Annotated in this window: 15 protein-coding genes; 2 read left to right on the forward strand and 13 right to left on the reverse strand. The window is 70.8% G+C overall.

Annotation, left to right across the window (positions count from 1 at the left end; genetic code table 11):
- Positions 1 to 306: 306 nt before the first annotated feature.
- The gene (locus tag ACQEVU_RS44785) at positions 307 to 2,253 is read left to right on the forward strand and encodes a galactose oxidase-like domain-containing protein (protein WP_433339681.1); all 1,947 of its coding nucleotides are present in this window, start codon (positions 307 to 309) and stop codon (positions 2,251 to 2,253) included.
- A gap of 109 nt (positions 2,254 to 2,362) precedes the next feature.
- Here ACQEVU_RS44785 and ACQEVU_RS44790 read toward each other — a convergent pair whose 3' ends face one another.
- The 8 genes from ACQEVU_RS44790 to ACQEVU_RS44825 all read right to left on the reverse strand — a co-directional run bounded on the left by ACQEVU_RS44790 (position 2,363) and on the right by ACQEVU_RS44825 (position 6,422).
- The gene (locus ACQEVU_RS44790; protein ID WP_433335524.1) at positions 2,363 to 2,830 is read right to left on the reverse strand and encodes a ribose-5-phosphate isomerase; all 468 of its coding nucleotides are present in this window, start codon (positions 2,828 to 2,830) and stop codon (positions 2,363 to 2,365) included.
- A gap of 13 nt (positions 2,831 to 2,843) precedes the next feature.
- Entirely contained in the window at positions 2,844 to 3,038 is a 195-nt protein-coding gene (locus tag ACQEVU_RS44795; RefSeq protein ID WP_433335526.1) for a hypothetical protein, read from the reverse strand.
- A 55-nt stretch (positions 3,039 to 3,093) separates the two neighbouring features.
- Positions 3,094 to 4,272 carry a DUF1015 family protein gene (locus tag ACQEVU_RS44800; protein ID WP_433335528.1) on the reverse strand — a complete coding sequence of 393 codons (1,179 nt, stop codon included), beginning with the start codon at positions 4,270 to 4,272 and terminating at the stop codon, positions 3,094 to 3,096.
- A gap of 17 nt (positions 4,273 to 4,289) precedes the next feature.
- The gene (locus ACQEVU_RS44805) at positions 4,290 to 4,460 is read right to left on the reverse strand and encodes a hypothetical protein (RefSeq protein ID WP_433335530.1); all 171 of its coding nucleotides are present in this window, start codon (positions 4,458 to 4,460) and stop codon (positions 4,290 to 4,292) included.
- Positions 4,461 to 4,621: 161 nt separating this feature from the next.
- Positions 4,622 to 5,035, reverse strand: coding sequence for an ATP-binding protein (locus tag ACQEVU_RS44810; RefSeq protein ID WP_433339682.1), 414 nt, complete (start codon positions 5,033 to 5,035; stop codon positions 4,622 to 4,624).
- 40 nt (positions 5,036 to 5,075) lie between these two features.
- Positions 5,076 to 5,396 carry a DUF3817 domain-containing protein gene (locus tag ACQEVU_RS44815; protein WP_433339683.1) on the reverse strand — a complete coding sequence of 107 codons (321 nt, stop codon included), beginning with the start codon at positions 5,394 to 5,396 and terminating at the stop codon, positions 5,076 to 5,078.
- Between the two features lie 2 nt (positions 5,397 to 5,398).
- The gene (locus tag ACQEVU_RS44820) at positions 5,399 to 5,767 is read right to left on the reverse strand and encodes a hypothetical protein (RefSeq protein WP_433335532.1); all 369 of its coding nucleotides are present in this window, start codon (positions 5,765 to 5,767) and stop codon (positions 5,399 to 5,401) included.
- A 25-nt stretch (positions 5,768 to 5,792) separates the two neighbouring features.
- Positions 5,793 to 6,422 (reverse strand): mycothiol-dependent nitroreductase Rv2466c family protein, encoded by a 630-nt coding sequence (locus ACQEVU_RS44825; RefSeq protein ID WP_433335534.1) that lies wholly within the window; start codon positions 6,420 to 6,422, stop codon positions 5,793 to 5,795.
- Between the two features lie 185 nt (positions 6,423 to 6,607).
- Between ACQEVU_RS44825 and pepN the strand changes: the two genes are divergently transcribed.
- Positions 6,608 to 9,148, forward strand: a complete 2,541-nt coding sequence (gene pepN / locus ACQEVU_RS44830; RefSeq protein WP_433335536.1) for an aminopeptidase N — start codon at positions 6,608 to 6,610, stop codon at positions 9,146 to 9,148.
- 98 nt (positions 9,149 to 9,246) lie between these two features.
- Here pepN and ACQEVU_RS44835 read toward each other — a convergent pair whose 3' ends face one another.
- From ACQEVU_RS44835 to ACQEVU_RS44855, 5 genes are all read right to left on the reverse strand, one after another.
- The gene (locus ACQEVU_RS44835; protein ID WP_433335538.1) at positions 9,247 to 10,005 is read right to left on the reverse strand and encodes a DUF4232 domain-containing protein; all 759 of its coding nucleotides are present in this window, start codon (positions 10,003 to 10,005) and stop codon (positions 9,247 to 9,249) included.
- Positions 9,998 to 10,486, reverse strand: a complete 489-nt coding sequence (locus tag ACQEVU_RS44840) for an RNA polymerase sigma factor (RefSeq protein WP_433335540.1) — start codon at positions 10,484 to 10,486, stop codon at positions 9,998 to 10,000. The genes ACQEVU_RS44835 and ACQEVU_RS44840 overlap by 8 nt, the downstream gene beginning before the upstream one ends.
- A 69-nt stretch (positions 10,487 to 10,555) precedes the next feature.
- Positions 10,556 to 10,960, reverse strand: a complete 405-nt coding sequence (locus ACQEVU_RS44845) for a DUF5130 family protein (RefSeq protein WP_433335542.1) — start codon at positions 10,958 to 10,960, stop codon at positions 10,556 to 10,558.
- Positions 10,947 to 11,252: an aa3-type cytochrome oxidase subunit CtaJ gene (gene ctaJ / locus ACQEVU_RS44850; protein ID WP_433335544.1), complete on the reverse strand. Its 306-nt coding sequence runs from the start codon at positions 11,250 to 11,252 to the stop codon at positions 10,947 to 10,949. Before ctaJ ends, ACQEVU_RS44845 begins: the two co-directional genes overlap by 14 nt.
- A gap of 326 nt (positions 11,253 to 11,578) precedes the next feature.
- Positions 11,579 to 12,121: an HNH endonuclease gene (locus tag ACQEVU_RS44855; RefSeq protein WP_433335546.1), complete on the reverse strand. Its 543-nt coding sequence runs from the start codon at positions 12,119 to 12,121 to the stop codon at positions 11,579 to 11,581.
- Between the last annotated feature and the right edge of the window lie 96 nt (positions 12,122 to 12,217).

A 12,217-nucleotide genomic window follows, 5' to 3' on the forward strand; every position in this document is an offset into this window, starting at 1 on the left:
CGCAAAGAGCCGACCCGACCAGTCGACGCCGGCGACCGTCGCGCCGTCCAGAAGGGCCCAGCGCCGCGCGAGGAGCCGATCCGACCAGACGCAGGCGCCGCTCGCCGGACAGGTGATCGCCGGTGGCCATTACGCCAATCGGCGCGGCTCGTGCCCGGCGAGGAGCGGGCGCGACCGGGCTGAACGCTCGGTGGCCGTCGCACAGCGGTGCGTGAGGGGGCCGTCCGATGGATTTGTGGCGGCTCCGCCGTCCCTCTACGGTGGCTAACGCCTGCTGTCGCAGTACGGAAGAGGCCCCCGTTGTTCGTGCCGCACTGGATTCGCCGGAAGATCGTCCTGCCCGTCGCCGCCGCCGCGATCCTCGGTGGGGCGAATGTGCCCCCGCTGTACTCGGCCACCGTCGACTGGCTGCACGACCGGAAGATCAACAGCCCGGAGTACAAGGCGGCCAACGGCTTCTGGCAGGTCGTCGAGCTGCCCAAGGGGCAGCGGGTCAACGCGATCCATGCCGCCCTGCTGCCGTCGGGCCGGATCCTGCTGATCGCCGGCTCGGGCAACGACCGCGAGCAGTTCCAGGCCGGCACGTTCAAGACGCTGGTCTTCGACCCGGTCACCGGGCACACGACGCTGGTGCCGACGCCGACCGACCTGTTCTGCGCCGGGCACGCGTTCCTGCCGGACGGCAAGCTGCTGGTGGCCGGCGGCACGCTGCGCTACGAGGTGCTCGAGCAGGACGTCAAGAAGGCCGGCGGCACGATCACGGTCAAGAACGAGTCGCCCGAGGGGCCGCGCACGTTCCCGAAGGGCAGCGTGCTGGACAGCGTGGACGGGCACAAGTACATCCTCGGCGACGACGTCACCGTCCCGGCCGCGACGAAGGTCACCTATCCGCCGCACCACCCCGGCGACCAGCCCAAGGTCGTCATCACCGCCGGCGAGGCGAAGGTGTGGGTGGACGCGGCCGGCGAGGGTGCCGAATACGCGGTCGACCACAAGGCGCAGTACGAGTTCGAGGGCCTCACGGGCGTCGACCACCACAACTACTACGCGCTCGCCGACAAGATCACCATGGACAAGCAGGACTACCAGGGCCGCAAGGAGGCCTACGAGTTCAACCCGGTGACCGAGCAGTACGAGCGCGTCCAGGACATGCACGAGAAGCGGTGGTATCCGACGCTGACCGGCCTCTCCGACGGCTCGGTGCTCGCGGTGTCCGGCCTCGACGGCGGGGGCCAGGTCGTGGACGGGACCAAGAACGAGATCTACGACCCGAAGACGAAGACCTGGACGACCCGCAGCGACCTCAACCACTACTTCCCGACGTACCCGGCCCTGTTCCAGACCGGCAAGGACAACGTGCTGTTCTTCTCCGGCTCCAACAGCGGCTACGGCCCGGCGACCAAGGGCCGCGACCCGGGCCTGTGGGACCTGAGCAACAACGACTTCCAGACCGTGCCCGGCCTGCGCGACGCCGACCAGCTGGAGACGAGCGCGTCGGCGTGGGCCGGCCCGGTGCAGAACCAGAAGATCATGGTGGTCGGCGGCGGTGGCGTCGGCGAGTCGTCGAAGGCGACCAGCCGGATCGACGTCATCAAGCTCGGCGCGGAGAACCCGCACTTCGAGCCGGGGCCGAGCCTGCCCCAGCCGACGCGGTACGCGAGCCTGACGCAGCTGCCAGACGACACGGTGCTCATCAGCAACGGGGCGTCGGACTACCGCGGCCGGGGCGCGACGGACAACCACACGGCGCGGATCTACCACCCGGACACCAACACGCTGACGTACGCGGCCGACCCGCACGTCGGGCGCAACTACCACAGCGCCGCGGTGCTGCTGCCCGACGGCCGGGTGCTCACGGTGGGCTCCGACCCGCTGTTCCGCGACAAGAAGAACAGCATCACGGGCACGTTCGAGCAGCGGCTGGAGATCTACTCCCCGCCGTACCTGTTCCGCGGCGGCGCCCGCCCGGCGATCGGCGACGGCCCGACGGCGCTCACCGCCGGCCAGTCGGCGACCTACAAGACCGGCAATCCCGACGACATCGCCGCGGTCCGGCTGATCCGCCCGAGCGCCGCCACGCACATGCTCAACACCGAGCAGCGCTCGCTGATCCTGGACTACAAGACGACCGTCGACTCGGTGACGGTCACGCTGCCGACGTCGCCGGCGCTGATGCCGCCGGGGCCCTACATGCTGTTCCTGCTCAACAAGGACGGCGTGCCCTCGGAGGCGAAGTGGGTCTCGGTCGCCTGACCGAGACCCACGCGCCGGCCGGCGCCGTGACTACGCGCGGACGCCGCAGGCCCGGGAGTCACGGACCGCGCCCACGGCGGACATCGCGGTAGCGCTGATCTGAAAATCCTTAGGGCAGCGCGGGCAGGACGTGGCTGCTCTCGTACTCGAGCACCTGGGCGATGCGCCGGGCGTGGCGCTCGTTGCCCGAGAACTTCGTCGTCAGGAAGGCCGTCACCAGGGTGGTGGCCTCGTCCAGCGTGTGCTGGCGCGCGCCGATGGCGACGATGTTGGCGTTGTTGTGCTCCCGGCCCAGCTGGGCGGTCTCCACGTTCCAGGCCAGGGCGGCCCGGACGCCGGGGACCTTGTTGGCGGCGATCTGCTCGCCGTTGCCGGAGCCGCCGATGACCACGCCGAGGCTCTCCGGGTCGGCGACGACCCGGGCGCCGGTGTGGAGGCAGAACGCCGGGTAGTCGTCGTCCGGGTCGTACTTCGCCGGGCCGACATCGACGACCTCGTAGCCCTGCAGCCCGAGGGCGCTGACCAGGTGCACCTTCAGCTCATAGCCGGCATGGTCCGAACCAAGGTAGACGCGCATACCCGGCAGTCTGTCAGAGCCGGATCAGGCCCAGGCACGAACCCGCCAGCAAGCCGCCACCCAGCAGCACGAGACCGAACACCCAGCCGGCGGTCGCGCCCGTCTGGAGCCGCCAGATGCGGCGGCGGTCCCAGACGAGCGCGGCCGCGGCGAACGCGCCGATCCCGCAGGCGGCGATCATCGCCGCCAGGAAAATCTGCATCTGCATGTGCACACCCCAGGCCCGGAAGTTCAGCGGCCTAGTGTGTATCACGATCGGGTGACTAGAACGAATCGAGCTGCGCCACGACCAGCCCGGCCCGCGCCTTCGGGGTGAACCACGTGCTCTTGCGGGGCATCTTCTGGCGGGCCAGGTTGACCGCGACGAAGTCGTCGACGGTCACCGGGGCGATGAGCACGGCCAGCTCGGCGCGGCCGGCGTCGACCTCGCCGCGCAGCCACTCGGCCGGGTAGTCGCCGCCGACGTACGTGATCCGCTTGTCGCCCGGCTCCAGGTCGAGGGCCTCGGCGAACAGCCGCCGCTCGACGAGGGCGTGGTCGAGGTTGTCCACGACACTTCCCTGCTCGATCCGCGGCAGCGCGACCGACCAGGCGCCGTTTCGGGTGTACAGGTGCACGCGCCCGCCGATCGACGGCACGCCCACCGGGCCGGCCAGCTCCTCGCGGTCGAGGCCCTCGAGGCCCTCGGGCAGCTCGGAGACGAGCCGGTTGTACGGCTGGATCGCCACCGACTCGGGAGTGGTGATGACGGCGAGGAAGCGCGGGTAGCCGGCGGTCTGCGCGGCGAGGCTGCGGTGGTTGCCGTCGGCGACGACGAGCTCGCCGCCGCCGGCCAGGGCGAGCAGCCGGTCGCGGGTGGTGCCGGCGCCGACGGCCCAGATCTCGTGGGCCCGGCCGGACGGGTCGACGTCGGTGACGGCCGGGCTGCCGGCGTCGGCGACGGCCTGCGCGAGAGCGGCGTGCAGGGCGTCGCCGTGGGCGGTCTGCAGCAGCAGCACCGGCGAGAGCAGGTGGCGGGTGGCCTCGGCGAGCGCGACCCGCTCGCGGACCTTCTCGATGAAGACGTCCTCGTTGCGGATCACCGTGCCGGGCTCATCGGCGCTGGTGGAGATCTGATCGGTGTCGACCATGCACCACAGGCCGTAGGCGCGGGCGCCGTCGGGCGCGGTGATCCGGTACAGCACCACGACATCGGCGGCGGGCGCGTAACGGCCGGCGTCCTTGGCCGACTGCAGCCGGGCGACGGCGTCGGGCAGGCAGTCGAGGAATGGCCGTCCGACGCTCTCGGGCGCCCGGTGCGGCATCTCGACGGCCAGGGCGCTCGCGGGGTTGTCGGCGATGATCGCGGTGATCTCCGCGTCGTCGGCGAACTCGTCGTAGTTCTGCGCTCCGGTCCCTCCGGTGGAGAGCCAGGCTTGGGCGATCGGGTGCGCAACCGTCATAACGGGAACGCTATAGCTCAGCCGACCTTGGCCGTGGCGCGGGGGACGGCGCGTCCCGCAGTGCGGCGCAGCAGGCCGGAGGCGCTCACGACGACGGGCGGCGCGAGCAACGCGCTCAGGTCGTCGGGCAGCTGCGGCAGCTCGTCCTTCCAGGTCCGTTCCTGGACGGTCCAGCGGGTCTCTGACATGGTCTCGGCCTTTCCCGGAAGATGACGTCGCTACTTTGCGAACGCCATCCGTTCACGCCGGCGTCGCACCGGCTGTGCGCATTTCCAGGAGACGACACGCCGGGCCCGCCGCGCGGCTTCTGTCGCAGACGCGGCACGAATTTGGTACGTGTGGGTGAGCCCTACGAGTACGCGGGTGAGGACCGGGTGAGGAGCTTGACGATTCTGAGGACCATTCCGCGCGGCTGGCGGCGGCGCAGCTCCACCATGTCGGCGAGCGCATGGATGATCTTCAGGCCGCGGCCCGTCTCGGCGTCCGGCGGCGCGTCGGGCAGGTCCGCGCTCTCCATGCCGGTGCCGTCGTCGACCACGTCGATGACGCAGCGATCCTCATGGATCGTGACCGTCACCTCGTAGTCGGCGCCGGAGTCCGCGTGCTGCACCGCGTTGGCGCAGGCCTCACCGACGGCCAGCCCGATGTCGTCGCGGCATTCCTTGGTGACCGAGAAGACCGCCAGGGCGGCGTCGAGCACCCGCCTCGTCAGCGGCACCGTCGACCGGTCACGCGGTAGGGAGAGCGAGAGCCGGACTTCCATCCCCACCTTCGGACTCCCTTCGCGCGCAACGACTGCACGGTTAGGGTGCCCGGGAAACGACTAGCGGAAACGCTGTCCGCACGCGGCGGGTCACGACGCGCTCGGCGACAAAGGACAGGAAGGGCACGGTCCCGGCCAGCAGCACCAGGATCGTGAACGGCAGCTTCCAGCGCGCCCGGCGGGCCAGGTCGGCGGCGAGCACCAGGTACACCATGTACAGGAAGCCGTGCGCCGGGCCGACGACAGCCACGATCGTGTCGTCGTCGGTGGTGTACTTCAGCACCGTGCCGATCGTGAGCACGATGAGCAGCACGCCGACGATCCAGGCGATCACTCGGTAGCGGGTCAGCGCGGGGTTCACGTTCATCCTGGGAAGTCCTTCGGGCGTCGGTCGGGGTTCGCGGCGAGCCAGGCGAGCATCCGGTTGTACTGCGCCAGTTCCGGATCTTCGTCCTCGCCCACGACGGGTGCGGGCACCCGGCGCACGGGCGGCCGCATCGGCGGCGGGCCCGGCCGGGGCGCGCCCGTGCCGCGGGCGTCTCGGATGGCGCGCGCCCACAGGAAGACCACGAAGAGCGCGAACAAAGGCCATTGCACGGTGTACGCCCAGCTGAGCATGTTGCCGGCGGTGGCCCGATGGTATTGCCAGAGCCCGGCGAGCAGGCACACCGCCACCCCGGCGAGTGCCAGGGCGTGGCCGAGCACCCACCGGGGAGTCAAGAACCGCCGCACGAGTAGGCAGGCTACTCCTATGCGGTCAGTCGAACGTCGGCCCCACGTCGCGCGTGCGCTTGATCTCGTAGAAACCGGGCGTGCCGGCGACGAGCAGGGTGCCGTCCCAGAGGCGTCCGGCGGCCTCACCCTTGGGCCGCGGGGTGACGACGGGGCCGAAGAATGCGATGAGGTTGCCGTCCGGCCCGGGCACGTGGATGACCGGGGTGCCGACCTCCATGCCGACCGGGTTCATGCCGGCGAAGTGGCTCTCGCGCAGCTGCGCGTCGTACTCGGTCGACTCCGCGAACTCGGCGAGATCCGCGGGCAGGCCCGCCTCGACGAGCGCGGCGCGGTAGAGCTCGTCGCCCAGTTCCTGCTTGTCGTGATGGATCCGGGTTCCGAGGGCGGTGTAAAGCGGGCGAAGTACCTCATTGCCGAACTTCTGCTCGGCGGCGATCGCCACCCGGACCGGCGCCCAACCCTTTGCCAGACCCTCCTTGTATTGCTCGGGCAGATCGTCCCGCCCCTCGTTCAGGATCGACAGGCTCATGACGTGGAAACGCACCCGGACTGGCCGGACCTGCTCCACCTCCAGCAGCCAGCGGGAGGTGATCCAGGCCCACGGGCAGCGCGGGTCGAACCACATGTCGGCGATGACGCGGTCTTCGGCCATGACGGTGACCACCTCACTAGTGAAAGAGTCGGGAATCCATCCCGATCCTTACTCCTGTCGCGTGGCGTGTACCACTTCGCGCCCCCGTGACCTGAGCCACTCCCCCAGCGTCCTCCGCCGACATGGAACACTCGGTGTGACGCCGTCGACGGGGACGGCCACAGCGAAACGACAGGAGACGACACGTGGCCGGTGTACGCAACCTACGCCAGGTCGAAGCGGTCGAGCGGGCCCGCCTGCTCGGCGTGACGGCGTACGACATCAGCCTCGACCTGACCGACGGCGCCGGAAATCCCGGGGAAGGCACGTTCCGGTCGACCACCGAGGTCCGTTTCACCTGCCGCGAGCCGGGCGCCGCCACCTTCATCGAGGTCGCCGCGGCGACCGTGCGCGGCGCGACGCTCAACGGCGAGCCCGTCGACGTCAGCGGCTGGTCCAACGACCGCGGGCTGGCGCTGCCCGGCCTGCAGGCCGACAACGTCCTCGTCGTGGACGCCGACTTCACGTACTCCACGACCGGACAGGGCCTGCACCGCAGCGTCGACCCCGTCGACAAGGAGGTGTACCTCTACAGCCAGTTCGAGACGTCGGACGCCCAGCGCGCCTTCGCGTGCTTCGACCAGCCCGACCTCAAGGCCCGGTTCACCTTCCGTGTGACGGCGCCGAAGCACTGGCAGGTCATCTCCAACATGCCGCTGGAGCGGCAGGAGGGCCTGGTCCGGCACTTCGCGCAGACGCCGCCGATGAGCACCTACGTGACCGCCGTGTGCGCCGGGCCCTACCACGAGGTCCGCGAGACGCACGACGGCATCGACCTGGGCGTCTTCTGCCGGCAGTCGATGAAGCAGTATCTCGACGCCGACGACATCCTCCTGATCACCAAGCAGGGCTTCGACTTCTTCCACGAGGAGTTCGGGATCCGCTATCCGCTGCCGAAGTACGACCAGGTGTACTCGCCGGAGTTCAACGCGGGCGCCATGGAGAACTTCGGCTGCGTCGTGCACGCGGAGCAGCACTACATCTTCCGCTCGCCGGTGACCGACTTCGAGTACGAGCAGCGGGCCAACACGATCCTGCACGAGCTCGCACACATGTGGTTCGGCGACCTGGTCACCATGCGCTGGTGGGACGACCTGTGGCTCAACGAGTCGTTCGCCGAGTGGGCCAGCCACTGGTGCAACACCCACGCGACCCGCTTCACCGACGCGTGGACGACGTTCCTGTCGGTGCGCAAGAACTGGGGCTACCGCCAGGACCAGCTGTCCTCGACCCACCCGGTGTACACGGAGATGCCCGACGTCGAGGCGGTCGAGGTCAACTTCGACGGCATCACCTACGCCAAGGGCGCGAGCGTCATCAAGCAGCTGGTCGCCTACGTCGGCATCGACCCGTTCCGCAGCGGCCTGCGCGCCTACTTCCAGCAGCACCAGTGGGGCAACGCGACCTTCGACGACCTGCTCACGGCCCTGGAGAGCGCCAGCGGCAAGGAGCTGCGCAAGTTCGCCGCCCAGTGGCTGGAGACCGCGCAGGTCAACACGCTGCGCCCCGAGGTCACGATCGCGGACGACGGCACCTACGAGCGGGTCGTGGTCCAGCAGGAGGCGCCGGCGGCGTATCCGACGCTGCGCACGCACCGCATCGGGATCGGCCTCTACGACCTCGTCGACGGGGGCCTGGTCCGCCGTGAGCTGATCGAGGCCGACGTCGACGGCGAGCGGACCGAGATCGCCACGCTGGCCGGCCGCCGCGCCGCCGATGTGCTGCTGCTCAACGACGACGACCTGACGTACGCCAAACTGCGCCTCGACCCGCGCTCCATGGCCACCGTCGTCGACCACATCGACGGCCTGGACAACTCGCTGGCCCGCGCCCTGGTGTGGTCGGCCTCCTGGGACATGGTCCGCGACGCCGAGCTCGCCGCCCGCGACTACGTGCGGCTCGTCGCCCGCGGCCTGCCGGCCGAGAAGGACATCAACCTCGTCACCGCGACGATCCGCCAGGCCCAGTCGGCGCTGGTGTTCTACGCCGACCCGGCGTGGGCGCCGCAGGGCTGGGCGCAGCTGGCCGGCACGGCCAGCGAGGCGCTGCGCTCGGCCGAGCCCGGCAGCGGCTTCCAGCTGGCCTGGGCCCGCTCGTTCGCGGCCGCGGCCCGCAGCGAGGCCGACCTGGCGGTGCTGGCCGGCTGGCTGCGCGGCGAGGACGTCCCGTCGGGCCTGTCCATCCAGGCCGACCTGCGCTGGGGCATCCTGCACGCGCTGATCGCCAACGGCGCCGCCGACCCGGCCCAGATCGAGGCCGAGCTCGACCGCGACCGCACGGCCAGCGGCGAGCGGCAGGCGGCGCTGGCCCGCGCGCTGGTCCCGACGGCCGAGTCGAAGGCCGAGACGTGGCGCCGGCTCACGCAGGACCACGCGCTGCCCAACTGGCTGCAGCGCTCGCTGCTGCAGGGCTTCCAGCACTCGGCGCAGACGGAGCTCACCGCGCCGTACGTGGCCGCCTACTTCGACGCGCTGCTGCCGGTGTGGGAGAGCCGCGACAGCGAGCCGGCGGCGGAGTTCGTGGAGATGGGCTACCCGGCGTACCAGGTGAGCGAGGAGACGGTGGCCCGCACCCAGGCCTGGCTCGCCACGCCGGACACGCCCGCGCCGCTGCGCCGGCTGGTCGGCGAGGGCCGCGACGGCATCGCGCGCGCCCTCAGGGCCCGGGCCAAGGACGCCACGGCCTGATTGCCAACGGCGCGCGCCCCTTCGGGGGCGCGCGCCGTCTTTTTCCGGGCTTCTTCGCCAGATTCTTGTGTTTCTTCGTCAGGGTTTGTGCTTCTTCGTCAGGGCAGGACGACCGGCTCGATGGTGGCGAGGCCGACGCCCTCGGTCGAGCACACGTCGAACGGCGCGGCCACGAACACCGATGCCTTCTCGTCGGGCACGTAGACGCGGTAGCCGTCGATGCGCACCGGGTTGCAGTTCGCGACGGCGTCCGGCCGCGGCCAGAAGATCTCCGCGTGCGCCTGCTGCTGCGGCGCCAGCGTGATCCGCGCGGCGGTCTGCCGGGAGAAGTCCCGCACGGCCGGCTTGTTGACCGTCGCCGCGTCCGGGCCGGCGATCCACGACACGCCCGGGTACCCGAGCAGCGTGCACGCGTGGTCGCCGGTGTTGGTGAAGACGATCCAGTCGTGCTGGTTACCGTCCGCCTCGTCGCCCCGCCCCGGCCTCCCGTGGGTGACCTGAACGTCGGCGGTGCGGCAGCGCGCGTTGGTGGCGGTGCCGGATCCGGTGGCAGTGCCGGTGGCGCCGGCCGACGGCGGCCGGTCCTGGGTGGCGGCGCCGCTGGGCTCGGAGCTCCGGGTCGCCGGGGACGCGGACGAGCTGCCGGCCGGCGCGGGGTCCGGTACGGGCGCAGTGGCGAGCCGGAAGGCGAGCCCGCCCCCGGCGACGAGGGCCACCCCGACGGCGGCGGACGTCATTGCGAAGCGGCCGGTGCGCCGCCGCCGCGCGGACCGGGCGACCAGCTCGTAGGCTCCCGGGCGCGGCGCCAGGGGCTCCACCCGCTGGCTGTGCAGCCAGTCGTCGAACGGGTCAGTCATGGCTGTAGTCCAACTCTGCCCGGAGGCGCGTCCGGGCCTGGTACAGGTCGGATTTGACGGTCCCCTCCGGCCGCCCGACGATCGCGGCGACCTCGCCGATCGAGAAGCCGGCGAGGTAATGCAGCATGACAGCGGTGCGTTGATGCTCCGGCAGCGGCTCCAGCATCGCCCGCAGATCGGTCGCCCGATCGGCCCGCGGATCGGCGGCGTGTCGCTGGCCGGAGGCGGCGAGGCTGAGCGCCCGCCGCTCGCGCTGTGTGCGGCGCCAGTGGTCGCGCAGCAGGTTGACGGCCGTCTTGTAGAGGTACGCGTGCGGGTCGTGCGAGGCCGACCACCGCGACATCAGCCGGGTGAACGCTTCCGCGGCGATGTCGTGCGCCGTGTCGTCGTCATCGACCTGCCGGCGCACCCATCCCGCCAGCCGCGGGTACTGCGCGGCGAAGAACTCGCGACGCTCGTCGATGCCCGCCTGGTTGCTCATCGATATTGAAAGAGGCCAACCCACCGATTGGGTTGGCCTCTTGCAAAGAATTTTCTCCGTGGAACGGGGCTAGTGGCGGCCCGCGTGGTCGGCTAGCTGGGCCAGGCCGGAGACGAGGCCGCCGGCCAGATCGCCGCCGCCGAACGCCGCGGCCATCGACAGCGCGGCCAGCTTCGCGGCGCGGTCCGGGAGGCGGCGCCGGGCCTCGCCGCCCGTCACGATCTCCAAAAGGCGCTGGTTCGGGGACAGCGCGATGAGCACGGAGTGCGGCGGGTCGGCCAGCTGGCCGTGCAGCTTCTCCGCGCTGACGCGGGCCGGCTCCTCCAGGTCGCCGACGTAGATGCTGAACGTCAGGCCGGTCGAGGAGTCGGCCAGACGCAGCGCCTCGTCCAGGCGCAGCAGCTGGCGCGTGGTGAACGGGCCGTTGAGGACTTCGGGCCGGCCCCCGAGGGCCGCCGGGTTACCACCGGTCACTTGCGCCTCCGATGACGTGCGGCTGGGCCTTGTCGCCGGACCACTCGGTCGCGGTGGCCTCGCCGCCTGCGGTCAGTTCCGCCCGCCGCGCACCGGTGAGCTCGCGGGCGTGCGCCGCCTTGGCCAGCTGCTCGGGCGCGGAGAGGAACCAGACGGGCGTAAACTCAAACGGCCGTCCGGGACGGTAGCGCTTGCTCCGGCGGGAGCCTCCCGCGTAGGCGGCGCCCGAGATGAGCAGGATGACCGCTGCCGGGATACCGGCGAAGATCAGCGTCGTCTCGACAATGGACAAGCTCAACGCCCCCAGGCGTCGAAGGGACTAAAAGACCGGCTTCACGTTAGCGGGCGACCATGACCAGCCGGTTGCCGGGGGCCTACCGCCACCGACATGGGCCTCTCGGCCCAGTATGCCGACATTTCCGGCCGTATTCCAACATACCGGACAACGAGGTCGGCCCGCGGCGCTCGTTCGCCTGCCCGCGTGACGTACCGCTCCGGCGCGATCGCCGGCATTGGTGGCGATCACCACTGCCCAGCACGGGGTGGGCGCCCTCACACTGTGGGATCTGCACCACTCAGACCCGGCCGAGCCCTGCCGGGTCACGTGAGCGAAGTGGGTCAGGCCGCCTGGGCCAGGCCGTCGGCCGGCAGGTCGAGCCAGTCGGCCCAGCGCGGGTCCGGCGTGCGGTGCCCGAGGACCCGCCATGCCACGCCCTTGGGCGCAATGGGGGCGGTATGCAAACGCCAGCCGAGTTCGGCTGGCGTTTTGTCACCTTTGGTGTGGTTGCAGCGGGCGCAGGCGGCTACGACGTTCTCCCAGGCGTGCCGCCCGCCCCGGCTACGTGGCATCACGTGGTCGATGGTCTCGGCCGGGCCGCGGCAGTAGGCGCAACGCCATCCGTCACGGGCGAATATTCCGCGCCGCGAGAGGCCTATGTGCGTGCGATACGGCACCCGGACGTAGCGGGTGAGCCGGACCACGGAGGGGACCGGCAGCTCGTTCATCGCACTGTGGAGGATCCCGTCACCGTCGGCGACACACACGGCCTTCGACGTCAGGACCAGGATAGTGGCACGTCTGACAGACACGACACACAGCGGCTCATAGGTGGCATTAAGCACCAGCGCACCCGATACTCGTGCGGGTCGTATGTCAGGCATCGCGCCGTCCCCCTAGCTACGTGAAGGAAGTCTCCCTGGAAATGGCCATGTGACGTAGAGTCGCGGCCCGCCGGCGGCGGTCCGTGGGCTAATCGT

This window comes from Dactylosporangium sp. CA-139066, assembly GCF_050936175.1.
Taxonomy (GTDB): Bacteria; Actinomycetota; Actinomycetes; order Mycobacteriales; family Micromonosporaceae; genus Dactylosporangium.